We start from the raw sequence: 24,594 nt of genomic DNA, 5'->3' as shown, positions 1-24,594 counted from the left end.
GCTATTCCAACTCGGAACAACCTCTTTCTTCTTATACGAATAGCTCTTCTAAAATTTTCAGTTTGTCTTCTGTATATTTTACGAAGCCATCGTTATATGATTTTGGATCTTTCGGATTTGCGAAGTGCGTAATTGCGCCTGTCTTTGGATGAACAAATTTACTTGATGCACCACAGCCAAGTCCGATAATCGATTGAACTTCTTCCATAATAACAATGTTATAAATACTTTCTTGTGTCGGCATTGCATAACCAACGTTCTCTAAGTTACCTAAAATATTCTTTTGACGATATAGGTAATATGGTACGTAATTATGCTTTTGCGTCCACTCTTCTGCTTCGTGCATCATCGCTGTAATTTCTTCGCGACCAGCTACTTTATATTTACGTTTGTTTTGCGTCATTTCAGAAGCACGTTTGAATGATAACGTATGAACTGTTAACGATTCTGGCATTAACTTTTCTGTTTCATCTAACGTGTGCTTGAAGATATCTAGCCCTTCGCCAGGAAGACCAATAATTAAGTCCATATTAATATTGTTCATTCCCATTTCACGAGCTAAGTGATACTTCTCAATTGTTTCTTCTACAGTATGATGACGCCCAATTGCTTTTAATGTCTCTTGATGGTATGACTGCGGATTAATACTAATACGGTCAATATTCCATTTATTTAACACTTCTAGCTTAGCTGGCGTAATTGTATCGGGGCGACCTGCCTCAACTGTTACTTCACGCACATTTTTCACATCTGGGAACGCTTCATACATTTCTTCATACAGCATATCCATCTCTTCTGCTGTAATACTTGTCGGTGTACCGCCGCCGTAATAAATCGTCGTAACTGTTACACCTTTTTCTTTTAAAAACTTACCAATTTCACGAACTTCATAATGTAAACCACCTAAGAATGAATCAACAGAGCCTTGGCGTCCGTTAATTGCATACGCCGGGAATGTACAATATGCACATTTTGTTGGGCAGAATGGAATACCGATATAAATACTTACTTCCTCTTTCAAACGGTATAAATCCGGAACTACCGCTAATTGGCAATCCACAATACGCTGAAGAAGTTCAATTTTCTCTTCATGAATTAAATAGCTTTCACGAAGTTCTTGGTGTGCTTCTTCTTTTGACATACCACTTTGAAGCATTTTATGAAGAAGTTTCGTCGGACGAACTCCTGTTAAAATGCCCCAACTTTGTTCAAGACCAGTTAACTGCTGAAGAACAGAAAGATATACATAAGAAACAACGTGCTTCACTTGCTTCATACGCTCTTTTTCATCCGTGAAAGCAGATAAATCTTTTGCGAATGTTTCTTCATACACATTTCCAGTAGCAACATCTGTTAAACGAGCAGATGCTTTCACATTCTCTTCAATGTGTATATCAACAATAAGATTTGCTTCCTCTTGTTCAAATCCAATCGTACTATCTTCAAAAAATAAGCCGCCAATATTTTGCAGCGGACGTAAAAAACGATCATCTTGTAGCGTTTTAATTGAAATTAACAACATTATCACCTTTTCATTTGCAAACTCTCTTTAGTTTACTTGAAGGGCGTTTGCAGGTCAATACAGAAGGTTTTACCTTATTTCTTCTATTTAAAAACTTAAAGGCAGAAGAGATGACATTTCTCTTCTGCCTTTTATAAATCTATTAGCTATTTTTAGTCATAAATCTTAAACGCATTCCTAATAACACAAGAATTACACCTATAAATGGAAGGTAATTTGTATTATGCCCTGTAGCTGGAAGTTTTTGATCATTGGAACTGCCTTGCTCTTTTTCTGGTAAGTTAGGCTTTCCTACTTCTTCACCCGGCTTCTCTGTTTCTTCGCCTGGTTTTTCTGTCTCTTCGCCCGGCTTTTCTGTTTCTTCGCCTGGTTTTTCTGTTTCTTCACCTGGTGTTCCTGTTTCTTCACCTGGTTTTTCTATTTCTTCGCCTGGTTTTTCTGTTTCTTCGCCTGGCTTTTCTGTTTCTTCGCCTGGTTTTTCTGTTTCTTCGCCTGGTTTTTCTGGACCTTTTTCTTGTTCTTTTTCATTTGTAATTTCAAGATTTTTAACTTCTACTTTTTCATTAGAAATCTTAAATTTAATTTCCTTATCAGATAATTTATATCCTTCTGGTGCATGAACTTCTTTTAAAATGTAATCTCCAAGTTCTAACTTCTTAGAAATTGCTTTACCATTCTTATTTGTTGTTAATGTGTCTATTTTTGTTCCATCTTTCCAAATTTCAAACACTGCGCCAGCTAATGTTTTACCTGTATCATTAGCATCTACTTTTGTAATTTCTAATTGACCTGTAATTTCTTCTTTCACTTTTTCATTCAATACTTCTCGTTTCGCTACTTCATTTGCTACAACGTTTACTTCTACTGTAACTTCTATCGCTTTGTAGCCTTCTGGCGCTTTCGTTTCTTCTAACGTATACTTACCTGGCACTAAGTTTTCGAATTTCACAATGCCGTCTTTATTCGTTGTTTTCGCCTCTCCAACTACTTGACCAGTTTCATTCTTCAGCTTAAATTCTGCACCTTCTAGAACTTTTCCACTCTCTGCATCCTTTTTGATTACTTGTAAGCTTCCTAGTTCTTTTGCGTTTTCTACTTGTACTTGTACTACTTGGTTTGCTTCCACAACGACTTCAATTTCTTCTTTTAATAATGTATATCCTTGTGGTGCTTTCGTTTCTTTTAATGTGTATGTTCCTGGCTCTAATTTCTTAGAGGTTACTTTACCTGTTTTATCTGTTCTTAACGTCTCTACTTTTTTACCATCTTTGTACACTTCAAATTCTGCATCTGATAATACTTTCGCTTTATCTTCTGCATCCACTTTTACGATTTCAAATTGACCTGTAGCTTTTTCAACAATTTTTTTATTCAACACATCTACAGTCACTGTTTTATTAGCAGCTACATCAACATGAACTAAACTAGATGTTAGTTCGTAACCTTTTGGTGCTTCAACTTCTTTTAATGTATATGTTCCAACTGGAAGTTGTTTTGATAAAGCTTCACCTTTACCATCTGTAATAATTGTTTCGATAACGTTCCCATCTTTATCTATAACATCAAATTTTGCACCTGGTAAAAGTTGACCAGATTCACTATCTTTTTTCAATAATTTAAATTGACCATTCTCTACTTTTTTCGTATTCTTCATAACAAATTCAATTATGTTTGTATTATCAATTGTTACTTTTACTGGTGTATCAACTTTTATATATCCTTCTGGTGCACTAATTTCTTTTACAAAATAATCACCAAATGGTAAATCTTTAACTTCCGCAATACCCTTTTCGTTTGTTGTAACAGTAGCCACAACATTATTATCTTTGTCTATAACATCAAATTTCGCATCTTTTAAAACAATGTTTTCATCGTTTTCATCAACTTTTTTAATTTGTAAATTTCCTTTTTCAGCAGCCGGCTTATTCCACTTTGGCCAGTTAAATTTAAAATTATGAACCTCAAATCCATCTCTTTGGTGTAATCCACCAACAAAGGCTTGTCCGTTAATAGAGCCACCCTTTGTCTCTACAACTGCATTAGGCGCAAATACACTCCCTACTACACCATAGCCTTTAGTTGTTATCTTTTTAGCATTAGGGAATACCCAAATGACTTTACTAGCTAACTCAGTAAAAGATGAATTAGGGTCGTATGCTTGAGATGTATTAATTAAGTCTGTTGCCATCCCAGTGTTTTTTGTATCATACAAAATTGCACCACTAGCAAAATTAACTGTTTCCGCATCTGAATAAATAACAATAAAATCTTTATTGTCTACATTCGGAAGAAAAACGTCTTTTACATCAAATGTTTTCTTTCCATTTTGTCCTGAAGAAACGTAAATATTAGGATTATTTACATCTTCACCGATCCCAAAGGTCATACCCGATTTTGGTTTATCAGTATGTAATTGGCCCGCATCCTCAATTACGCTATCAACGTCTTTTCTAAACTCTTTAAATTTAGCATCAATCTCCGCTTGCTCTTTATAAGAAATACGGTCATATGATGATTTCATTGCGTCTTCTGGGTCACCATCTTTTGTCATTGCCACTGTTCCATCTTGGATAATCACTTGTCCTGTTCCCGCTTTCGTGAATTGACCGCCTAGTAATAATGATGGATACCCTTCCTCTACCCATGTTGCTCCAGCTAAGTTATGCGCTCCTGTTGCAGCCGCTAAGACTGTATAACTTGATGCATTCATATTTTTTTGAACGGCCATCGCACCCTCAATATCCGCACTCGTTGCACTATGATCTCCAAAAATGACGGCGTTGTAATAAGATACATCACCTAAACCTTTTAATTCTGTTGTAGCTGCCTCTGCTTTATTTGGTAAATGGATTAAAAAATTCATACATACTAATAACACGACTATAAAACTACTACTTAATTTTTTTATTTTTTGATTATATGATTTCGTCAAAAAATTCATTCCCCCTTTTAAACTTCCTAAAACCAAACAAAAAAGCACCTTTCATATGTACCAAGGCTTACTCACAATAACTTAAAATCATCCATTTAAATAAAAACAAGAAACTCTACAACTGATCAATAAAATTACTACAATTCATTTTTGAGATAATACGTGAACGAAACTATCATGCGGAAATATTTTTGCATATGGAGCTCAATAAAATTAATTTGGAGAATATTTCATGTGGTGTAACTATTTTGGCAACATCACCCACTTTACAACAATTTTCTAAATGATTCAAGTGAATTGTATAGACTTCAGACACAATTCACCTTTATAGAGCGCTTTTATTTCTAAAATAGAACCAATAAAAAAACGTAGCAAAAAGCTACGTTTTTCTTTTATCATTTCGGTGTATTTTTATGATTTTTCAAAAACGGAAGCGGGAATTGCTTGCGGAAATGTTCTTTAATCATATACTCTACACCGTTCTCACTATTTGAACGTGTAATCCAGTCTGCTGCTTGTTTTAACTCTACAGGCGAGTTCCCCATCGCTACCCCGAGCCCTACATTTTCAATTACTTCTAGATCTTCTAAACTATCCCCAATCGCAACCATTTCGTTTAGCGAAATATTTAAATGCTCTCCAAGCAATTGTAATCCACGTAATTTTGATACATTTTGCGGCAAAATTTCTATTCGTTTTGAATCACAATCAATATACTCTATATCTTGGAATGCTTTTCGTAATGTATTTAGCCCTCGTTCTTTTTCACCTTTACTTTGGAAAATAACATCAATTTTTGGTGCCGCTACTGGATGATCACGGAGCGCATCACCTAACGAGTCTACAAACTGAACTGGATAAAATAACGGATCTGCGCTTGATAATACAGTACGCGCAATTAAGTTTGGTGTATTTCTCTCACGATTTCCGATTGAAAACCGTTCATGAGAAATGCGGACGTTACAATCGAAGTGCTCTAACACCTGCACAATGTTAAACGTCTTCTCTTCCGATAATCTTCTTTGAACGTACGGCTTATCTAACGTTGCTGAAATGAAAGCACCACCGTGTGTCACTAAGATAGAATCTAATTTCAACGCCTTTGCAACTTTATGAGCGGACTGAAAATTACGGCTCGTAAACAATGTAACGTATACATCTTTTCTTTTCACAAATTCAATTGTTTCTCGTAATCCTTTTGCAATTTTTCCGTTGTTATATAGTAGTGTCCCATCTATATTAAGAGCTAGTAAGCGATAAATCATGTCGCACTCCCCCTCTTCGCTGTTGTACTCTATCCATAATTTATGAAATAAATGTAGCAAATAGAACGAGTTAGAATTACTACTGAAAATTTGGTTTACTATATACATATACACTCAGTAAAGGAGATAGTACAATGCAAGCACCACCTTCCTTTTATGAAGGCGATACGTTAGAAATCGCAAAGAAATTACTCGGACAAAAACTTGTACATATTGTAGACGGGGTAAAACGAAGCGGAATCATTGTAGAAGTAGAAGCATACAAAGGTCCCGATGATAAAGCCGCACATAGTTACGGCGGCAGACGAACGGACCGCACAGAAGTCATGTTTGGCGCACCGGGACATGCTTACGTATATTTAATTTACGGTATGTATCATTGTTTTAACGTCATTACAGCGCCAGTTGGCACCCCACAAGGCGTTCTCATTCGAGCCCTTGAACCGGTAGATGGAATAGAAGAAATAAAACTAGCGCGCTACAACAAAACCGACATTACAAAAGCGCAGTATAAAAATTTAACGAATGGCCCTGGCAAACTATGCCGTGCCCTCGGAATTACGTTAGAAGAACGAGGCGTATCCTTACAAAGTGACACATTGCATATTGAACTCGTCCCAGAAGAAGAAGAACACATATCATCACAATATAAAATAACAGCAGGACCTCGTATTAACATCGACTATGCAGAAGAAGCTGTACATTATCCGTGGCGTTTTTATTACGAGGGGAATCCGTTTGTTTCAAAAAAATAACGATATCAACGATTTTTCAAATATATCTACCATAACTCAAAATATATCAACGATTCGACAAGGAATATCGACTTACCGACAAATAATGACATTATAAATAAAAGAAGACTGTTCCATAATGGAACAGTCTCTCCTTTTTACTCCGCGCCTTCCGCAGTCGCAATATTATCCTCTAAGTTTTCTCTAGATAATTCAGCCGCCATAAAATCAGCTGTTTCTGGAAGTGCTAAATGCATATGAGCTTTTTGACAAATTTGGATTGTACAGTTTTCTACAACATAATCGAAAACATGTCCGCCTCCGCTTCTTGCATCGTCAATGTAATGTAAGTGGAAACCAGCTACACCAATACCTTGCGCGTAATCTGGTGTCCAAAATCCAGCTAGCGTACCTTCTGTATTTTTAAATGAGAAGATTGGCTGTGATTTCGTCACTTCAACGAGCGGTGTATACGGTTTTTCTTGTCTTGGAACAGTTCTCGTTCTTACTTCACGGAACGTACCATCCATTCGAATACCGTAAAATAAGTTTTTACTCGGCATTAATTCATGTAATAAAGCTTCCACTTCTTCACGATTCATTGGATGCTCTACTGTATAACTCATTTCTTTTTCAAAAAACGTTACAGTCGCAAATGGCGTTGTTTCTTCTGGTTCTACTTTTTCTGCTGAACCGTCTGAACGTAAATGATAAAATTCATTATCGAATGCAATCATTTCACCATCTAGTTGATCAAATGTGCCGATGCCGAAATCACCACGTTCTTTTAGTTCCTCAAAACTAATCACACCATCATATATACCATCTAATAGCGCAAGCATTGTAGATGTTTGATATACTTCGTTATTCGTTTTCGTTCTTTTTGCATCAATATCAATTAATTGCGCAACAGTCATCTCAACCATGCCTCCATTAGTTTAATTGGTTTGGTAATAATTTTTCGCTTAATTTAATGTTGTCACGGTAATCGATTGGAATATCAATAATGACAGGGCCGTCTGCTTCTAACGCTTCTCTCAATACAACTTCTAATTCGTCTGGTGTATTGACACGAAGACCTAACGCCCCGAAACTTTCCGCATATTTCACAAGATCAACATCGCCAAACTCTGTAGCTGATGTTCTACCGTATTTCATCATTTGTTGGAACGCAACCATATCATACGTACCGTCTCTCCATACAAGATGTACGATCGGAGAATTTAAACGTACTGCTGTTTCTAATTCCATCGAAGAGAATAAGAAACCACCATCACCTGACACGGAAACAACTTTCTTGCCCGGTTCAACTAAAGTAGCGGCAATTGCCCAAGGAAGTGCAACACCTAACGTTTGCATACCGTTACTAAATAATAATCTACGTGGTTCATAAGAACGGAAACATCTTGCCATCCAAATAGAATGTGAACCGATGTCACATGTAACAGTTGTATCGTCACTAATTAAAGAACGAAGTGTACGAATCACTTGAAGCGGATGCGTAACACCTTCTGAAGCACGGTTTGGAACTTCTGCTTGCTCTGATAATTTCGCGCGTAATCGTTCTAACACTGCTTCTGATTTCGTACTTAATACAAGTTTCGGTAATTTCTCCGCGATGCTATTTACTGTTAAAGCAATATCACCAATTAATTCGCGCTCTGGTTGGTAATCATGGTCGATATCTGCTTGATGGTCATCAAGATGGATAATCGTTCTGTCTCCAAGTTTATTCCAGAATTTCGGATCATACTCAATTGGGTCATAACCGATCGAAATAACAAGGTCTGCTTCTTCTAGTAAAATATCACCTGGTTGGTTACGGAATAAGCCAACACGGCCGAAGAAATGATCTTCTAACTCACGCGAAATTGCACCAGCTGCTTGATATGTTTCAACGACAGGAAGTTCTGTATCCGCAATTAATTCACGAACGGCTTTCGTCACTTCATTTGTGCTCGCTCTCATACCGAGTAAAATAACTGGTAATTTCGCCGATTTTATTTTTTCTACTACATATGTAATTTCATGTGTAGGAGCGATTCCAAGCTGTGGCTTAGAAAGCGCACCGATAGACTCTACAGTCGTTTCCGCTGTCATAACGTCTTGCGGAAGACTTACTAAAGTAGCTCCTGGATTTGTGGAAGTCGCACTTCGGAATGCATTACTTAATGCTTCTGGTACATTATCAGGATGCTCTACTTCTACGCTATATTTTGTGATTGGTTCGAATAGTGCAGCATTATCCATAGATTGATGCGTACGTTTTAATCGATCCGTACGTGGAACTGCACCAGCTAAAGCAACAACGGGATCACTCTCCGCATTCGCAGTAACAAGACCTGTCGCTAAATTCGATGTCCCTGGTCCTGAAGTTACAAGACATACGCCCGGTTTCCCTGTTAATCTACCAATCGCAGCTGCCATAAATGCTGCGTTTTGTTCATGACGACAAACAATTAACTCTGGTCCTCTTTCTTGCAGTACATCAAATACAGAGTCAATCTTCGCCCCTGGAATACCGAAAACATGTGTAACACCTTGTTTAATTAAACAATCAACAACAAGATCTGCTCCTTTTGTTTTTGTCTTCACGTCGTTTGCTTTTACACCTGTACTCAAACTAATCACCCTTTATTTCATAATGTGTGTAATAAAGATTTTTAATTTCACCTAGTTAATTAACGTGGTGAAGTATTGTTTATCATTATATTACAAATGCATTATTTTTCCAACAATATGAATTTGACATTATTTTGACAAATAATAAGGAATACGCTTACAATCCTTTATTTATCCTAAAATAATATTTTTATAACTTCTCTAAAAATGTAAAAAAAACTTCCATCTTGTCACAGTATTAAAAAGATAACAGTACCTTGCAAAGAACACTACTAAATGATATATTTGTAAATATTGGAATACCCAGCAATTGGAATGTGCTTTGTAATTCATCATTTTATAAAGGAAAGTGATTGTTATGAACAAAAATGAATTTTTAGAACAGCTTATTTCTTCCCTGCAGAATATGCCTAATTCAGAAAAGGAGGATATTATCTCAGAGTACGAAACTCATTTTATCAGTGGTAAACAAGATGGGAAATGTGAAGAAGAAATTGCTAGAAAACTAGGAAACCCTAAAACAATCGCGAAAGAGCTTACTGTTTCCTATGCAATACATAACGCTGACAATAAACGAAGCTTTAAAAATATAATAACCGCACTATTTTCTGTTATGAGTTTAAGTGTTTTAAACTTTACCTTTATCATTATCGCCTTTTTCGTACTACTCTTTTTATTACCGATTCTTCTAGCACTTATCATTGCTACTCCACTATTAATCATCTCACCTATTTTATTAATAGGATTAGGATTTTTTACAGGGTTTCATCAAATCAGTTATTCCGATGTTTACAATGTGTTCATCGCTTTTTGCAGCGGTTTACTCATATCCGTCATATCTTACCAAATGGTAAAACATCTATACGCAACTTTAGTAAAGTATTTGAAATGGAATATAGCTATTTTACAGAGATAATAATGAATATAAAAGGAGATTAAAATGAAGAAGTATACTTTATATCTACTCATGTTACTTACAATTTTATTGCTACCAGCTTGTTCCAACAGTGCGCAACCTAAGGAAGAAAACGATGTGCAATCTATTAAAGATGTAACAATAAAAATTCCAGAAACGATATTCACTTCCTCAAAAAAGAATGAAACGATTAACGAAGACGAAATGAAACAAAATATAAAAACTTATTTAGATTATAGCGGAGAGTTAGACGAAAACATCGTTCCACTTTCATCATCTATGTCTGACGAGAATGTCACCGAATCCGACCGAGAGAAATTAAAACAACTAGTAGATTTAGCGCAACAAAATGATGCGAATTTCCATGATTTTATTAGTAACAATACGATCCCTGATGATTACAAACAGCCTTCGAAGGAAATTCATGATTTTATTTCAGAATCTACGGCACTTTCAGTAGAACTAGAGCGAGAATTAGACAAACTCACTCAAGATGGTAACTTATTTAAGACTGATTTTTCTTTTACAAAACGATTTGAGAAAGTTAATGGTAGGAAGCAAAAAGAAATTGAAACATTTTTGAAGGAAAAGAATATTAAGACGGAGTATTTCCACAAATAACAAACAAAAAAGACGCCCCTATACAGGGGCGCCTTCCACTATTACGCTTGTTGTTGCGCGTTATATAAATCTTCAAGTGGCTTCATGATAATTTTGTTAACGTCAGTGATAACGATGTTTAAACGTTGTTCAGTTTCCATTAACTTTGTGATTTTAGCATCTTGTTGAATACGAGCTACAACTTCTTGTGCTTTTTGGTTATCTTCTTCAGTGATTTCTTGACCTTGCATCATTTTTTGTTGTAGGCCAAGTTGCATTGTGCGGAACTCATCGAATAAGTTCTTTGAATTTGCATCACCTTGTACTGCTGCGTAGCTTGCTTTTAATGTTTGGAAATCTTCGTTTTCAGCGATTGCTTTTTGTAATTCATATGCAACATCATGAATGTTTTTTGTCATTTTATTTTTCCTCCTTTAGAAGGCTAGCGCTTTTCGCTCACACTGCCTTTTAAGTGCATTTACATACGCACCTCTTCTTACCATATCAAACTATGCAAGAGATGTGAAGAAATTTCACTTTTATTTCTATGTACTTATCTTTACTACATAAGGAACAACAGTAATAGCCCTTGCACGAGTCCAATCATCCCGCCTAATAGTGCTCCTAAATACGTAATCATTTTTAATTCATTTTTGGTAATGGATAGAACTAAATCTTCTAGTCTCTCTGTTGAAAATGTAGATACTTCTTGCTGGACAATTTCCGCAAGATGTAGATTGTTTAATATACTTTCTACGTTTTCTGTCCCCCACTTCAAGCCTTTCGTTACTGCACTTGGGACTACCTTTTCAATAATTGTTTCTCGAACTGGCTCACATACTTGCTGCACAGATTGATTTAAAAACTTACTCACTGTTTCTTCAACTTTAACTGCTGACAATATGGAGCTTACAATTATTTCTTTTTCTACAAACGTTTCTACTTCTTTTACATCTCTTCCTTTTAACTTTTCCCACTCTTTTTGCAGTACATCAGTTAAAAGTTGCTTTGTGCCATCTTGCCCTAAAAACTTAATAACTTCTGGCTGCACACGATCCACTACACTTACATTCCCTAAAAACATTCCGACTAAGTTAAGTAGCGTTCCCCTAGAAGCAAAGAAATCATCAATCATTTTTGAAAGACGTGCTTTCTCTTCTTCACTTTCAAAAAAATGAATTCCTCGATTTAAAATAAACGCCGAGACATTTGGGATTGTATTCTCTATTTTTTCATGAACAGAATGAGGTAAAGCCTGTTCCCATGTATATGTATAATACTCTGCTAAAAATGCCTCTATTTTTTCTGTAATTACATGCTCAATTTTCTCGGTCGCCTCTTTTTCTACATGTACTAAATTCCATTTTTCTAACATATGTCGTAACGACTGTTCATTCGTAATTACTTTATCCACTTCTACTTGTGTCCATTGAATTAAACCTTTTTGAAACTCTTCATTTGTTAATTTCTTTCCGATTCCTTCTGGCGTTAACAAATGTTCGACAACCATTTTCCCTAATTGAACAGCAAGTTCATCGCGGCGCTTCGGAATTAACCCTGGTGTGAATGGAACTTGAAACTTTCCAATATAAATAGGGCGATGAGGACGAAATAACATTTTTATCGCTAAATGATTTGTGAATCCTCCAATAATCGCTCCGAGCCCTGTCGTCGTTAACATACTTAACCATATATTCATTACAATCAACCTTTCGCTTCTCCAAAACTATAGCATATCATCATACGGACAAAAGTATAATGGTATAAAAACGTATTTGCAATATATAGCTATGCCTATTATGCCAACATTTTGTTAGTAAAGGAGTGATTTCGTTGGTTCTCGGTATTTTAACTTCTCACCCTCATTATGAGCAAATGTATTACACCGAAATCGCTAAACGCGCTCGGTTTTATCATAATGTCGTTGCCCAGTTTACGCCATTTGGTATTGATCCTAAAACAGATCTTGTCTCTGGTCTGATTTATGATACAGATACAGGAAAATGGAAAGAGCAAATATTCCCTATTCCTTCTTATATTTACGATCGTTCTTCTTTTAACGAGGAAACAGACTTCGACAAAGCAAAATCAATTATTCATTCATTACACAACCGTGCTTCCACTACCTTTTTAAATAACACACTCATTGACTTGAGCGAACTACATGATTTATTTCTCACGAATAAAAAATTATCTCCTTATATACCAAAATTCGAAATAGCAACGATACAAAACATTTTCAAACTGTTATTAAAAACAAAAGATATTATTATACGGCCTACTAACACACATTCCAATGAAAGTCTGTACCGGATCACTTATAAAAACAAAACGTTTCATATCGATACGATAAATGATGACTATCATACTTCTACTCCAATCAAACGGACAGATGAATTTATATCTTGGTACAAATCTAACATACGATCAGCACGTTACATCATCCATACAATGCTGCAACCACCAAATCAATTAACATACCCGCTCCATATTCGAACCATTTTGCAAAAAAATAAAGAACAAAAGTGGAATGCTATCGGCCAATTTATACAAAAAAGCTCATTTCCGAATCAACTTTTACTTTCGGCAACGGATGATTCCTCGTTGCATTCATTTTCAAAAATTAAATACGTATTATCTAGTACAGGTGTACAATTATTACAGGACGCTTTACATGACATTATAAATGAATTGTTCCAAACATTAGACGAATCTTATTCTTCGTTATTCGAGCTAGAGCTTTCCACCATTATGGATCAAAAAGGGGCAATTTGGCTTATGTATGTCAACACGATCCCCCCGTACGAACATTACATTCGTCATAGTGATGCATTAGCCGAAAAAATATATCACGGACCACTAAAGTTTAGTCGCTTCACACCATAATGAAAGGAGGTAACACCATTTTGAAAGAGCACATATATACATTAAACATTTCAGATGAGCATCCAAATAGTATTACTTTACCTTACATTTTTTCCATTACACCACCAATTTCATCCCTTTCCTTCGGCGTACGCCATGTTGCAAGTGAAGAGGTGAAAATTCATTATTCCTTTACTCGCGAAATCATTATCGGAAAACAAATTGCAGAGAAACTTTTACTTCCTCATTCCACTACTATCCATGCATTCACGCAAAATGAAACCATTATTTTCGGACCATTAATCGGGATTTTCACAACTGGTTTTAACGATGACTCTTCTAATCCTTTAGGAAACCGTTCAACTTCTCTCAGCGAGTTACTAACGCCGCCATTCACCTTGCGACCATTTGTATTTGTTTTTGGTGTGCAACATATAAACTGGGAAGACGAAACAATTGAAGGGTATTTCTTTCAAGAGGAACAGTGGATTAAGAAAAAAGTACCTTTACCGAATGTCATTTATGATCGATTACCAAATCGGAAGGCCGAAAATTATAAACCGATCGTAAGAGCAAAAAGAAAATTAGAGCACGACTATGCTATTCCATGGTTTAATCCAGGATTTTTTAATAAATGGGAAGTGCATCAACTTCTTATGAAAGATGAATCCATTATTCCCTTATTACCAAACACGGAAGCATTTCAACATTTCGAACAAGTAGAACGATTTCTTGGCACGTATAAATCTGTTTACATGAAACCGATACACGGTAGCTTCGGGAGAAACATTCATCAAATATTTTACTCTCAAACAGAGAATTGCTACTACTGTCGTTATCGCGAAAATGAAGAAAATAAACTAAGAAAGTACCAATCATTAGAAACGCTTCTGAACCATGTGTTAAAAGGACATGATTTAAAAAAGTTTATCGTACAACAAGGTATTTCCTTACTTCGCTTCGATGGGCAACCTGTTGATTTTCGCATTCATACAAATAAAAATCATTTCGGCCAATGGATGGTCAGTGCAATCGTTGCAAAAATTGCTGGCAAAGGTAGCTTAACAACGCATGTAAATAGCGGTGGCGATACAAAATTACTGCAAGAACTTTTTCCAGATTCAACGAAACAAATTCAAATTGAAAATAAATTAAAACATACGGCCTTACAAATCAGTTACGCGCTCGATGAACAAGTAACCGGAAATATTGGAGAAATCGGTTTTGATATCGGTTTAGACACACAGGAAAACCCGTGGCTCTTTGAAGCAAACTCTAAACCTGGGCGAACTGTATTCCAAGATGAAAAGTTAAAAGAACAAAGTGAACTGACGCGCCAATTATTTTACGAATATGCCATCTACTTAACTGAACATTCTTTGCGCGATGCAAAAGAAAAAATGTCTCAAATAAAATCCGGAACTCCATCAAACACCGAACATATCCCATCCCCTATGATTCACTTACAAATACAAAAACAAAAACTTCCACCTCATTCATAAGGTGGAAGTTTTCTATTTACACAAGTTTCACTACAACCTCTGTTTCCACATTACACATCCCGCAATAAAAAACATGATTGCAGTACTCTTGTGAATTACTATGTGTTAACCCATCTACTGCACTTAATAATTCTTGATCCATATACGCACTATAATCGTCTATGTAATCTACAGTTTTCCCATAATCTTGGAGTATACCTTGGCAATTTTGACAAGAATATGTTTGTGATTCTAATGCGTTGCAAAGCGGGCAAATTCCCATCACGATTCCTCCATACGTTATCATTTACAAGCAGATTGAAGAGAGCATCTAGCCGTGTATAGGAGCGTCCTGTCCCACCCCTACTTAAAATAGAACTATAAAGTTGCTACCGATTTCATTTTAGTAAGTCATAAATAAGAAGTTAATGATTTGCCCCACAATAGCGGGATACAAAAAGAAAAACATATTTCATATCGCTCTTAGTTTAGCCTTCTTTCTAAAAAATACAACGATTACTCTTATTTCATAATTTACGAAATCGCTAAGATTTTTTTACAAAATTTACAAATTATTATTTCGTATATCTTTCTAGGTAACATCCATACTATGAGTACAAACTTAATTACCGATGGATTAGCGCCAAACGGGGCGATAATCTGGTTCAAATCCAGCTAGTCCAACCAAAAAAAATTTTTATAACTCTAAGGAGGATATATTCCTATGGCAAACCAAAATTCTTCAAATCAATTAGTAGTACCAGGAGCAACAGCTGCAATCGACCAAATGAAGTACGAAATCGCTCAAGAATTTGGTGTACAATTAGGAGCAGATTCTACGGCTCGTGCTAACGGTTCTGTTGGTGGAGAAATTACAAAACGTCTAGTTGCAATGGCTGAGCAAAGCCTTGGCGGATTCCAAAAATAAATATATATGGCAAAAAGGTCTCAAGGCATATGCCTTGAGACCTTCCTTAATTTACTGCAACATTTGTAAAAACTTCTTCGTGCGTTCTTCTTTTGGATTTGTAAATACATCTTCTGGTGTACCTTGTTCGACAACGACACCGCCATCCATGAAAATAACACGGTTCGCAATTTGATGCGCAAAACGCATTTCGTGCGTTACAATAACCATCGTCATGCCTTCTTTAGCAAGTTCTTTCATGACTTTCAGAACTTCTTGAACAAGTTCAGGATCGAGTGCTGACGTCGGTTCATCAAATAGTAATACTTCCGGCTCCATCGCAAGCGCGCGAGCAATTCCAACGCGCTGTTGTTGTCCGCCTGATAATTGGAACGGATATAAGTCTACTTTATCCGCAAGACCAACTTTTTCAAGGAAATAGTTTGCTTTTTTCTTCGCTTCTTCTTTCCCCATCTTTTTCACTGTAACGAGCCCTTCCATTACATTTTGAAGTGCTGTTAAATGCGGAAATAGATTATGGTGCTGGAATACCATACCTGTTTGCGTACGAAGATTGACAATATCTTTCTTCGATACTTTTTGAGAGAAGTCGAGCTCTTTATTACCGATGCGAATATTACCAGCGTTCGGCGTTTCTAACACGTTGAGACAACGCAGGAATGTCGTTTTACCAGATCCCGATGGCCCGATAATAACAACAACCTCCCCCTTCTCAACTGATAAATCTATATGCTTTAGTACGGTATTATCTCCGAAACTTTTTTGTAAATGTTGAATTGAAATCATAAAAACAAAAACTCCTTTTATGAAAGGGTTATTTTAGAGTGTAACGTTCTGAACGTTTTTCTAATATTTGTTGCACAATAGATAATAAGAAGCAAATTGCCCAATAAATTAGACCTGCTTCGAAATAAACAATTAAAAACTCATAGTTCATTGCCGCAATTTCCTGCGCTTTTCGGAACATTTCTGTTACTAAAATTAACGATGCTAATGAAGTATCCTTCACTAAACTAATAAATGTATTCGAAAGCGGCGGAATAGATACTCGCGTTGCCTGCGGTAAAATAACACGTTTTAATGCTTGCGGGTATGTCATCCCAATTGTGTAAGCTGCTTCCCACTGTCCTTTCGGGATTGAAAGGATAGAAGCACGAATAATTTCAGATGCATACGCACCAACATTTAACGAAAATCCAATAACTGCTGCTGTATATGGCTCAACTTCAATATTAAGAGTTGGAAGACCATAGAAAATAATAAATAACTGTACAAGAAGTGGCGTTCCGCGAATGATAGATACATAGATACGAGCAATCCATTGTAAAATACGACTACCTGAAATACGTGCAAGCGCCGTTAACGTCGCAAGTATAATCCCGATAATAAATGTAATAAGCGTTAATGGAATTGTCGTAAATACAGCTTCCTTCAGCATAGGCATGAAGGAAGACTGCATAATATCTATCCAAGTAGACAATCGATCTGAAAGCAACGCACTACTTAGATACATTTTCACCGAACCATTTTTTCGCTATTTTATCGTACGTACCATCTTTTTTCATATCTTCTAACGCTTTATTTACTTCTTGTACTAGCTTGTCGCTACCTTTACGGAATAAGAATCCACTTTGTGACGCTTCTTTTTCTGTATCTACAATTTTAATTTTTGCATCTTTTTTCGTTTCTAAGTAGTTTAATACTGATAACTTATCATTAATTGTGAAATCAACACGGCCAGTGTTTAATAATTCTGCAGCTTGGCTAAAGCCTTCTACATTCGTGATTTCTGCACCATTTTTCTTAGCAATATCTGCATAGTTACTTGTTAAAGATTGTGCTGCTTTTAATCCTTTTACATCAGCAAATGTAGCAGGTTTATCTTTATCCTTCGCAATAACTAATACCGCTGAAGATGAAACATATGGGCTAGAGAAGTCATATTTCTTTTGACGATCTTCACGAATACCAACTTCATTCGCAACCATGTCGAAACGTTTTGCATCTAAACCAGCAAGTAAGCTATCCCATTGTGTTTCTTTAAATACAGGTTTTACTCCTAAACGTTTTGCAACTTCTTCTGCTAATTCAACGTCAAATCCAGTTAATTTATTACTTGAATCGTGGAATGTGAACGGTGGATATGTACCTTCTGTTCCAATTACAAGTTCACCACTTTGTTTTATCTTTTGTAACGCATCTTGATTAGCTGTATCTTTTTTCTCTTCTTTACCACAGCCCGCTACAATCCCGATTGCTAATGTAGTTACTGCAAGTACTGAAAATAATTTTTTCATGATGGTAATCCTCCAAGTATTCTGATAGGAATTTAAAAACTATATTGATTGTATGCAATCTTGAACAATTTTTCAATGAAAATGTTCTTATTTAGTTTATCCTTTTTCTTCATAATCAAACAAAAGGGGAAAATAACGCTACATACAAAAAATAAGTAACATTTTTTAATATAGCATTTATAAAGAAAAAGGTAAAACAATACTTCTTATTTAACAGCCCTGATTCACTAAAAAAGAACTTGTGAAAATCACAAGTTCTCCTCCATACATATTAAGCGCTCTGGTTTCCTTCCATTTGCGTTTTGTACATATCGTAATAACGCCCGCGCTTTTTCATTAGTTCATCATGAGAGCCTTTTTCTAAAATCGTTCCTCTATCAAGCACAATAATTTGATCTGCGCTTTTAATTGTTGAAAGACGGTGAGCAATAATAAATGTCGTTCTTCCTTTTTTCACAACTTCTAACGCTTGTTGGATCATCGCCTCTGTTTCTGTATCAATACTAGACGTTGCTTCATCTAAAATTAAAATGGCTGGATCAAAAGCGAGTGCTCTAGCAAACGAAATAAGCTGACGTTCTCCGGTTGAAAGTGTGCTTCCTTTCTCCGTAATTTCTTCATCTATATTGTTCGCAAACCGTTCAGCACCAACATCACGCAATGCTTTTACGATGCGATCTTCTGAAATTTTTTCATTCTCTAAGCTTACATTAGAAGCGACCGTCCCGCTAAATAAAAACGGATCTTGCAGTACGATTCCCATATGTTCACGCGTTGCTTGTTTCGGCATCGCTTTTACATCGTGACCATCAATCGTAAGCTTCCCTTTTTCAAACTCGTAAAACTGGAAGAGTACATTCATAATAGAACTTTTTCCTGATCCAGTATGACCGACAAGTGCCACTGTCTCGCCTTGTTTCGCTTCAAAAGAAATATTTTTTAGCACTTCATCTTTTCCATTATAAGAAAACGACACATTATCAAACTTCACATTTCCTTGTAAGCGAGGCATACGTTCCTCTTCTACTGCTTCCCCTTTTTCCTCTAACAATTCAAAAACACGTTCTGATGCAACACGCGATTGTTCTAAGTTAGCAAGCTGATTTACCATATTTGTAATTGGTGAGAACAATCGTGTTAAATAATCAACGAACGCATACAGTATCCCTAAAGAAATGACGCCTGTAGCACTTAATGAAGCGCCACCGAAATACCAAATCACACCTGTGAAAGCGATATTTCTTAATACAGACACTAAATTATGAGAAGTTGCGGCATTTAAATTCAAAATTTTATTTTGATACTTAAAATAATCGCCATTTAATTCTTCAAACTCTTTTTTCGTTTCACGCTCTTGACGGAACGCTTGAATAATTGGCATACCTTGAATGGATTCATTCACTGTTCCGTTAATATCAGATAAACGTGAGCGCATTTTATGATTGTATACAGACGCATACTTTCTATAAAGAATTGCCCAAACGATTAAAATCGGGATGATAAGTAAACATAACGTCGCCAATTTTACGTCGAGTAAAAATAGCGCAGCGAATATCCCGATAATATAAATGATACTAGAAACGAATGTCGCAAGTACCGTTACGTATAGATCACGAATGGCTTCCGTATCATTCGTTACACGCGAAACAATTTTCCCTGCTGGTAAATGATCGAAATAACGAATCGGCAACGTTTGAATATGAGAAAAGACATCTTCCCTCATAATTTGAATAATTTTGTTCGCTGCTTTCTGTAAGAAAAATTGCTTTCCGTATGCAAATAATGAGACAACTACTAATAAAGCGAAATAGCCACCACCAAGTAATAATAGGGGGTTTATTTCTGGTTTATAAAAAGCAAACACTTCTTCTTTCGTTAATGCTTTCGCTTTATACACTTGCACCGCCTTACCATTTTGGACGGTAATCATATCACCTTTTACAGTACGTGACCCTTCAGCATTCACTTTATTTGGTACAAAGTAATATTGAAAACCGACCTGCATCACGCGTACTTCTTTTCCTTTTTTCTCACCTTGTTCAAAGCGATCACTTCGCTTATAAAAGGCACCATTATACGAAACAGCCTCTGCACTCTTTTCTGTTTCATACCAAGGTTTCTCTATTCCAACGATATGATCGTCAATCATCGTTTTCGCGACGAAAGGACCAGCAAGTTCTGCGATGACGAAAATAAATAACATTAGCATCGCTGCAAAAATTGTCCCTTTTACTTTCATGGCATATTGGAACAATCGTTTTGATACGCTCATATTTTCACCCCACTATCCGCACTTTCACTTTCCCCTTGTTGTCTTTCAAACTGCTCCGCATACCAGCCTCCGCTTTGAATAAGCTGTTCATGCGTACCTTCTTCCATTACTTCACCTTCATCCATAACGAGAATCCAATCCGCATGTTGTACGGCAGATAAACGGTGCGTCGTAATAATCGTCGTCTTTCCGCTTCTTTCTGTTCTTATATTGTCAATGATCGCTGCTTCCGTACGAGCATCAACAGCTGATAAAGAATCGTCCAAAATTAAAATTTCCGGATTTTGAATAACAGCTCGCGCAATTGAAATCCTTTGTTTTTGCCCTCCTGATAAAGAAACACCTTTCTCTCCGACGAGCGTTTCTAACCCTTCTGGTAAAAACTCTAAATCCTTTGTAAACGCCGCAATTTCAATTGCTTTCTCGAGTTCTTCTTCCGTCGCTTCTCGGTTCCCAAATAAAATATTTTCCCTCGCTGTCTTTGAGAACAAAATATGTTCCTGAGGTACATACCCAATCCACCCGAGTACATTTTCATTCGTTATTTTATCTAACGTCACATCAGAGACCGCAATATCCCCATCACCAAGCGGATATTGACGAAGAAGCTGACGTACAAGCGTCGTTTTTCCGCTTCCTGTTTTTCCAACAACTCCAAGCGTCTCCCCTTGTTTTAATGTAAATGAAACCTTCTTTAAATTTGTTTCATTTGATGAAGGATATGAAAAGGTAACGTCATCAAACTGAATATAATCCGGCTCTTGTACAAGCTTTGGGTTTTTCGGATCCTTTACATCCGGTTCGTACGCTAATGTTTCATTCACACGGTCTAACGAAGCGTTTCCTCTTTGCATAACATTGATTAACTCGCCAATTGCAAACATCGGCCAAATCATCATCCCTAAATACACGTTAAATGAAACAAGTTCACCAAGTGTCACCTTTGATTGAAATACAAGATACGCGCCGTACACTAAACCAATTAAATAACTAAGACCGACAAGCATTTTCACAGTCGGCTGGAATAATGCATCGATTCTTGCTACCTTCATATTTTTTTCGTAGACGTCATCTCCTAACTGATGAAACCTTCCCTCATCTGCATTTTCCTGTACGTATGCACGAATAACGCGCACGCCAGCAATCGATTCAAGTACTTTATCATTCATATCTCCGAACGCATCTTGCGCAACTGTAAATCTCTCATGCAATTTCTTTCCATATATGTTCATCGCATACGCCATAATCGGAAGTGGTATAAGCGCCGCAAATGTAAGCTCCCAACTGATTGTAAATCCCATCATAAAGACAATCGTAAGCATATATAAACTCGAATCCACGAGCGTTAATATACCGAAACCAGCTGTCATAGCAATTGCTTTTAAATCATTTGTCGCTCTCGCCATTAAATCACCAGTACGATTTTTATGATAAAACGTCGGTGTCATTTTAAGTAAATGCCCCATAAATTTAGAACGCATCGTCTTCTCGAGTACGAATGCTCCCCCAAACAGCTGATGTTGCCAAACGAAAGTAAGACCATATCCAATTACCGTAACCCCTATTAAAATAAGAATAAATTGCATAATCGCCGCATTCGTTAACGTTCCTGTTTTTATATTATCAATCGTAACCCCTAACACTTTCGGGGGAATGACTTCAACTATATTTACAATTAAAAGAGCTCCAATAGCGATACTATATCTCTTCCAATGCTCTTTAAAAAACCATTTTAGCTTTAGTAATACTGATAACAATGTAACCTCTCCCTTCTCGTTCTCGTTTCACTCCCATTTCTTTACCCACTATCCAGATCCATCACATTTACATTTCGTAATCCATACAATCTCATCACATTTTTCCACCTTCCAAAGTTTTATATAGTAATGTGGAAAACAAAAAAAAGCATACCGCCGCTTGACGATATGCACAAAAATGCATAAAAGCGTACGTTACGATATACGCAACGTACGCTTTTTATAAGACAAAGATGCCTTATATATCCGCACGGGTTGCGTAATGATATGAATGTTTTCTGCCATTTAACAGAGCTAAGCCCATTACATTTACGATTACAATCATTACGCACACCCCCTTCATTTATTTTCCATTTATAATCTTACAACTTTATTGAGTATTCTGTCAATTGTTTTTTCACAAACTGAATAAAAATATACGCTACATCCGTTTGAAATAAGAGAATCTTCTGTAAGAAAGGGCATACAAAATAAAAAAAGAATAAGAAATCGTTTTCACAAACATTTCATTTGAAAAATGTTATCAAACACCCTACAATCACCTTATACTCACTCTTACAAGTTGCTATTTTAGGAGGACTAATCATGACAACTAGCAATACGTACAAATTTTATTTAGACGGAGAATGGAGAGAAAGCTCTTCAGGAGCAACAATCGAAATTCCATCTCCATACTTACACGAAGTAATTGGACAAGTACAAGCAATTACTCGCGGAGAAGTAGATGAAGCAATTGCATCTGCAAAAGAAGCTCAAAAATCATGGGCGGAAGCTTCTCTACAAGATCGCGCAAAATATTTATATAAATGGGCTGATGAGCTCGTAAATATGCAAGATGAAATTGCCGATATCATTATGAAAGAAGTCGGTAAAGGTTATAAAGATGCGAAGAAAGAAGTTGTTCGTACAGCTGATTTTATTCGTTACACAATCGAAGAAGCTCTTCATATGCACGGAGAAAGCATGATGGGCGATAGCTTCCCTGGTGGAACGAAATCTAAACTTGCGATCATCCAACGCGCACCACTTGGTGTTGTATTAGCAATCGCACCATTTAACTACCCAGTAAACTTATCTGCTGCAAAACTTGCACCAGCATTAATTATGGGTAACGCTGTTATTTTCAAACCAGCAACTCAAGGTGCAATTAGTGGTATTAAAATGGTTGAAGCACTTCATAAAGCTGGCCTTCCAAAAGGTCTTGTAAACGTAGCGACAGGACGCGGTTCTGTAATTGGTGACTACTTAGTAGAACACGAAGGCATCAATATGGTATCGTTCACAGGTGGTACAAACACAGGTAAACATTTAGCGAAAAAAGCTGCAATGATTCCACTTGTATTAGAACTTGGTGGTAAAGACCCTGGTATCGTTCGTGAAGATGCTGACTTACAAGATGCTGCAAACCATATCGTAAGCGGTGCATTCTCTTACTCTGGTCAACGTTGTACTGCTATTAAACGTGTACTTGTACACGAAAACGTAGCGGACGAGCTTGTTAGCTTATTAAAAGCGCAAGTAGCTGAGCTATCAGTTGGATCTCCAGAACAAGACAGCACAATCGTTCCATTAATCGACGACAAGTCTGCTGACTTCGTTCAAGGTTTAGTTGACGACGCTGTTGAAAAAGGTGCAACAATCGTTATCGGTAACAAACGTGAGCGTAACTTAATTTACCCAACATTAATCGACCACGTAACAGAAGAAATGAAAGTTGCTTGGGAAGAGCCATTCGGCCCAATCCTTCCAATCATCCGTGTTTCTTCAGATGAGCAAGCAATTGAGATTGCTAACAAATCAGAGTTCGGCTTGCAAGCAAGTGTCTTCACAAAAGACATTAACAAAGCATTTGCAATTGCTAACAAAATCGAAACTGGTTCTGTTCAAATTAACGGACGCACAGAGCGCGGCCCTGACCACTTCCCATTCATCGGTGTAAAAGGTTCAGGTATGGGCGCACAAGGTATTCGTAAGAGCCTTGAATCTATGACACGTGAAAAAGTAACTGTATTAAACTTAGTTTAATCTTATATGTAGAAGCTGATCTAGTTTTAGATCAGCTTCTTTTTATATCAAATAATTATTCATTCCCAATAACAAACTCTTCTCTATAATCTGATTATTACTATATCCATTGACGTATAAAAATACATTTGTTACTCTTAACTACGTTAATTTAATATTAAAATCCTCATTCGTATCTCGGTGAGGTAGAGGTTGCAATCATTAAGAGTATCGTTTCAGGAGATGTAGTGGCATTGATGAAGGAATGAGAAAGGAATGATTGCCGAAGTAAGTTGTGTCCACCATGCACACTTGCTGGGTCTGCATTTAATAAGTGCAGAACTGTCACAAACGAAACGTTTCGTTTGTGGAGAGCTATCGAGAGGTATGTCGTGGGTT

The 24,594-nt window shown here is 36.6% G+C and carries 20 protein-coding genes and 1 riboswitch; of the genes, 7 read left to right on the top strand and 13 right to left on the bottom strand.

Annotation, left to right across the window (positions count from 1 at the left end):
* Positions 1–31: 31 nt before the first annotated feature.
* The 3 genes from JDS82_RS18115 to JDS82_RS18105 form a co-directional block, all read right to left on the bottom strand.
* Entirely contained in the window at positions 32–1,522 is a 1,491-nt protein-coding gene (locus JDS82_RS18115) for a coproporphyrinogen III oxidase (RefSeq protein ID WP_002007015.1), read from the bottom strand.
* A gap of 142 nt (positions 1,523–1,664) precedes the next feature.
* The gene (locus JDS82_RS18110) at positions 1,665–4,454 is read right to left on the bottom strand and encodes a SpaA isopeptide-forming pilin-related protein (protein ID WP_199713675.1); all 2,790 of its coding nucleotides are present in this window, start codon (positions 4,452–4,454) and stop codon (positions 1,665–1,667) included.
* A gap of 395 nt (positions 4,455–4,849) precedes the next feature.
* On the bottom strand, positions 4,850–5,719 hold the full coding sequence (locus JDS82_RS18105) for a Cof-type HAD-IIB family hydrolase (RefSeq protein WP_199713674.1): 870 nt from the start codon (positions 5,717–5,719) through the stop codon (positions 4,850–4,852).
* A 134-nt stretch (positions 5,720–5,853) separates the two neighbouring features.
* Here JDS82_RS18105 and JDS82_RS18100 point away from each other — a divergent pair, with 134 nt between their 5' ends.
* Positions 5,854–6,474 (top strand): DNA-3-methyladenine glycosylase, encoded by a 621-nt coding sequence (locus JDS82_RS18100; RefSeq protein WP_001148770.1) that lies wholly within the window; start codon positions 5,854–5,856, stop codon positions 6,472–6,474.
* Between the two features lie 137 nt (positions 6,475–6,611).
* Here the strand turns inward: JDS82_RS18100 and alsD are convergent, their stop codons facing one another.
* Positions 6,612–7,370: an alpha-acetolactate decarboxylase gene (gene alsD, locus JDS82_RS18095; protein WP_076535788.1), complete on the bottom strand. Its 759-nt coding sequence runs from the start codon at positions 7,368–7,370 to the stop codon at positions 6,612–6,614.
* 16 nt (positions 7,371–7,386) lie between these two features.
* Complete coding sequence (gene alsS, locus JDS82_RS18090) at positions 7,387–9,075, bottom strand: acetolactate synthase AlsS (RefSeq protein ID WP_199713673.1); 1,689 nt, start codon at positions 9,073–9,075, stop codon at positions 7,387–7,389.
* Between the two features lie 358 nt (positions 9,076–9,433).
* On the opposite strand from alsS, the gene JDS82_RS18085 reads away from it, so the two are divergent.
* Complete coding sequence (locus tag JDS82_RS18085) at positions 9,434–9,991, top strand: HAAS signaling domain-containing protein (protein ID WP_088321232.1); 558 nt, start codon at positions 9,434–9,436, stop codon at positions 9,989–9,991.
* A 24-nt stretch (positions 9,992–10,015) separates the two neighbouring features.
* Positions 10,016–10,612: an NDxxF motif lipoprotein gene (locus JDS82_RS18080; protein ID WP_199713672.1), complete on the top strand. Its 597-nt coding sequence runs from the start codon at positions 10,016–10,018 to the stop codon at positions 10,610–10,612.
* A 41-nt stretch (positions 10,613–10,653) separates the two neighbouring features.
* On the opposite strand, the gene JDS82_RS18075 is transcribed toward JDS82_RS18080, so the two are convergent.
* Both JDS82_RS18075 and JDS82_RS18070 read right to left on the bottom strand, forming a co-directional pair.
* On the bottom strand, positions 10,654–11,010 hold the full coding sequence (locus JDS82_RS18075; RefSeq protein ID WP_048562441.1) for a YlbF/YmcA family competence regulator: 357 nt from the start codon (positions 11,008–11,010) through the stop codon (positions 10,654–10,656).
* 143 nt (positions 11,011–11,153) lie between these two features.
* Positions 11,154–12,290 carry a DUF445 domain-containing protein gene (locus JDS82_RS18070; RefSeq protein WP_199713671.1) on the bottom strand — a complete coding sequence of 379 codons (1,137 nt, stop codon included), beginning with the start codon at positions 12,288–12,290 and terminating at the stop codon, positions 11,154–11,156.
* 134 nt (positions 12,291–12,424) lie between these two features.
* On the opposite strand from JDS82_RS18070, the gene JDS82_RS18065 reads away from it, so the two are divergent.
* On the top strand, positions 12,425–13,477 hold the full coding sequence (locus JDS82_RS18065; RefSeq protein ID WP_199713670.1) for a YheC/YheD family protein: 1,053 nt from the start codon (positions 12,425–12,427) through the stop codon (positions 13,475–13,477).
* Between the two features lie 20 nt (positions 13,478–13,497).
* On the top strand, positions 13,498–14,958 hold the full coding sequence (locus tag JDS82_RS18060; RefSeq protein ID WP_199713669.1) for a YheC/YheD family endospore coat-associated protein: 1,461 nt from the start codon (positions 13,498–13,500) through the stop codon (positions 14,956–14,958).
* A gap of 16 nt (positions 14,959–14,974) precedes the next feature.
* Here the strand turns inward: JDS82_RS18060 and JDS82_RS18055 are convergent, their stop codons facing one another.
* Positions 14,975–15,220, bottom strand: coding sequence for a hypothetical protein (locus JDS82_RS18055; RefSeq protein WP_000510463.1), 246 nt, complete (start codon positions 15,218–15,220; stop codon positions 14,975–14,977).
* A gap of 441 nt (positions 15,221–15,661) precedes the next feature.
* Here JDS82_RS18055 and sasP point away from each other — a divergent pair, with 441 nt between their 5' ends.
* Positions 15,662–15,865, top strand: a complete 204-nt coding sequence (sasP, locus tag JDS82_RS18050) for a small acid-soluble spore protein, SasP family (protein WP_000013339.1) — start codon at positions 15,662–15,664, stop codon at positions 15,863–15,865.
* 51 nt (positions 15,866–15,916) lie between these two features.
* On the opposite strand, the gene JDS82_RS18045 is transcribed toward sasP, so the two are convergent.
* The 5 genes from JDS82_RS18045 to JDS82_RS18025 form a co-directional block, all read right to left on the bottom strand.
* The gene (locus JDS82_RS18045; RefSeq protein WP_000623593.1) at positions 15,917–16,651 is read right to left on the bottom strand and encodes an amino acid ABC transporter ATP-binding protein; all 735 of its coding nucleotides are present in this window, start codon (positions 16,649–16,651) and stop codon (positions 15,917–15,919) included.
* A gap of 28 nt (positions 16,652–16,679) precedes the next feature.
* Positions 16,680–17,378, bottom strand: coding sequence for an amino acid ABC transporter permease (locus tag JDS82_RS18040; RefSeq protein ID WP_064056163.1), 699 nt, complete (start codon positions 17,376–17,378; stop codon positions 16,680–16,682).
* Positions 17,365–18,162, bottom strand: a complete 798-nt coding sequence (locus JDS82_RS18035) for an amino acid ABC transporter substrate-binding protein (protein WP_000732834.1) — start codon at positions 18,160–18,162, stop codon at positions 17,365–17,367. Before JDS82_RS18035 ends, JDS82_RS18040 begins: the two co-directional genes overlap by 14 nt.
* Positions 18,163–18,433: 271 nt before the next feature.
* Positions 18,434–20,434, bottom strand: a complete 2,001-nt coding sequence (locus JDS82_RS18030) for an ABC transporter ATP-binding protein (protein ID WP_199713668.1) — start codon at positions 20,432–20,434, stop codon at positions 18,434–18,436.
* A complete protein-coding gene (locus tag JDS82_RS18025; protein ID WP_064056165.1) occupies positions 20,431–22,191 on the bottom strand; it encodes an ABC transporter ATP-binding protein in 1,761 nt (586 codons plus the stop codon). Before JDS82_RS18025 ends, JDS82_RS18030 begins: the two co-directional genes overlap by 4 nt.
* A gap of 585 nt (positions 22,192–22,776) precedes the next feature.
* Here JDS82_RS18025 and gapN point away from each other — a divergent pair.
* A complete protein-coding gene (gene gapN / locus JDS82_RS18020) occupies positions 22,777–24,216 on the top strand; it encodes an NADP-dependent glyceraldehyde-3-phosphate dehydrogenase (protein WP_064056166.1) in 1,440 nt (479 codons plus the stop codon).
* Positions 24,217–24,394: 178 nt separating this feature from the next.
* Positions 24,395–24,581, top strand: a riboswitch (Lysine riboswitch).
* Positions 24,582–24,594: the final 13 nt, after the last annotated feature.

This window comes from Bacillus cereus group sp. N14 (genome assembly GCF_016483555.1).
Taxonomy (GTDB): Bacteria; Bacillota; Bacilli; order Bacillales; family Bacillaceae_G; genus Bacillus_A; species Bacillus_A wiedmannii.
Note: the sequence above shows the minus strand (reverse complement) of the source record. Positions and strands in the feature narration are given on the sequence as shown.

Bases quoted from the DNA above. Each gene is read 5' to 3' on its own strand.
- JDS82_RS18045 (WP_000623593.1), bottom strand. From the start codon at position 16,651: ATGATTTCAATTCAACATTTACAAAAAAGTTTCGGAGATAATACCGTA.
- JDS82_RS18040 (WP_064056163.1), bottom strand. From the start codon at position 17,378: ATGTATCTAAGTAGTGCGTTGCTTTCAGATCGATTGTCTACTTGGATA.
- JDS82_RS18035 (WP_000732834.1), bottom strand. From the start codon at position 18,162: ATGAAAAAATTATTTTCAGTACTTGCAGTAACTACATTAGCAATCGGG.
- alsD (WP_076535788.1), bottom strand. From the start codon at position 7,370: ATGACTGTTGCGCAATTAATTGATATTGATGCAAAAAGAACGAAAACG.
- JDS82_RS18115 (WP_002007015.1), bottom strand. From the start codon at position 1,522: ATGTTGTTAATTTCAATTAAAACGCTACAAGATGATCGTTTTTTACGT.
- sasP (WP_000013339.1), top strand. From the start codon at position 15,662: ATGGCAAACCAAAATTCTTCAAATCAATTAGTAGTACCAGGAGCAACA.
- JDS82_RS18055 (WP_000510463.1), bottom strand. From the start codon at position 15,220: ATGGGAATTTGCCCGCTTTGCAACGCATTAGAATCACAAACATATTCT.
- JDS82_RS18030 (WP_199713668.1), bottom strand. From the start codon at position 20,434: ATGAGCGTATCAAAACGATTGTTCCAATATGCCATGAAAGTAAAAGGG.
- JDS82_RS18075 (WP_048562441.1), bottom strand. From the start codon at position 11,010: ATGACAAAAAACATTCATGATGTTGCATATGAATTACAAAAAGCAATC.
- JDS82_RS18085 (WP_088321232.1), top strand. From the start codon at position 9,434: ATGAACAAAAATGAATTTTTAGAACAGCTTATTTCTTCCCTGCAGAAT.
- JDS82_RS18105 (WP_199713674.1), bottom strand. From the start codon at position 5,719: ATGATTTATCGCTTACTAGCTCTTAATATAGATGGGACACTACTATAT.
- JDS82_RS18100 (WP_001148770.1), top strand. From the start codon at position 5,854: ATGCAAGCACCACCTTCCTTTTATGAAGGCGATACGTTAGAAATCGCA.
- JDS82_RS18070 (WP_199713671.1), bottom strand. From the start codon at position 12,290: ATGAATATATGGTTAAGTATGTTAACGACGACAGGGCTCGGAGCGATT.
- JDS82_RS18080 (WP_199713672.1), top strand. From the start codon at position 10,016: ATGAAGAAGTATACTTTATATCTACTCATGTTACTTACAATTTTATTG.
- gapN (WP_064056166.1), top strand. From the start codon at position 22,777: ATGACAACTAGCAATACGTACAAATTTTATTTAGACGGAGAATGGAGA.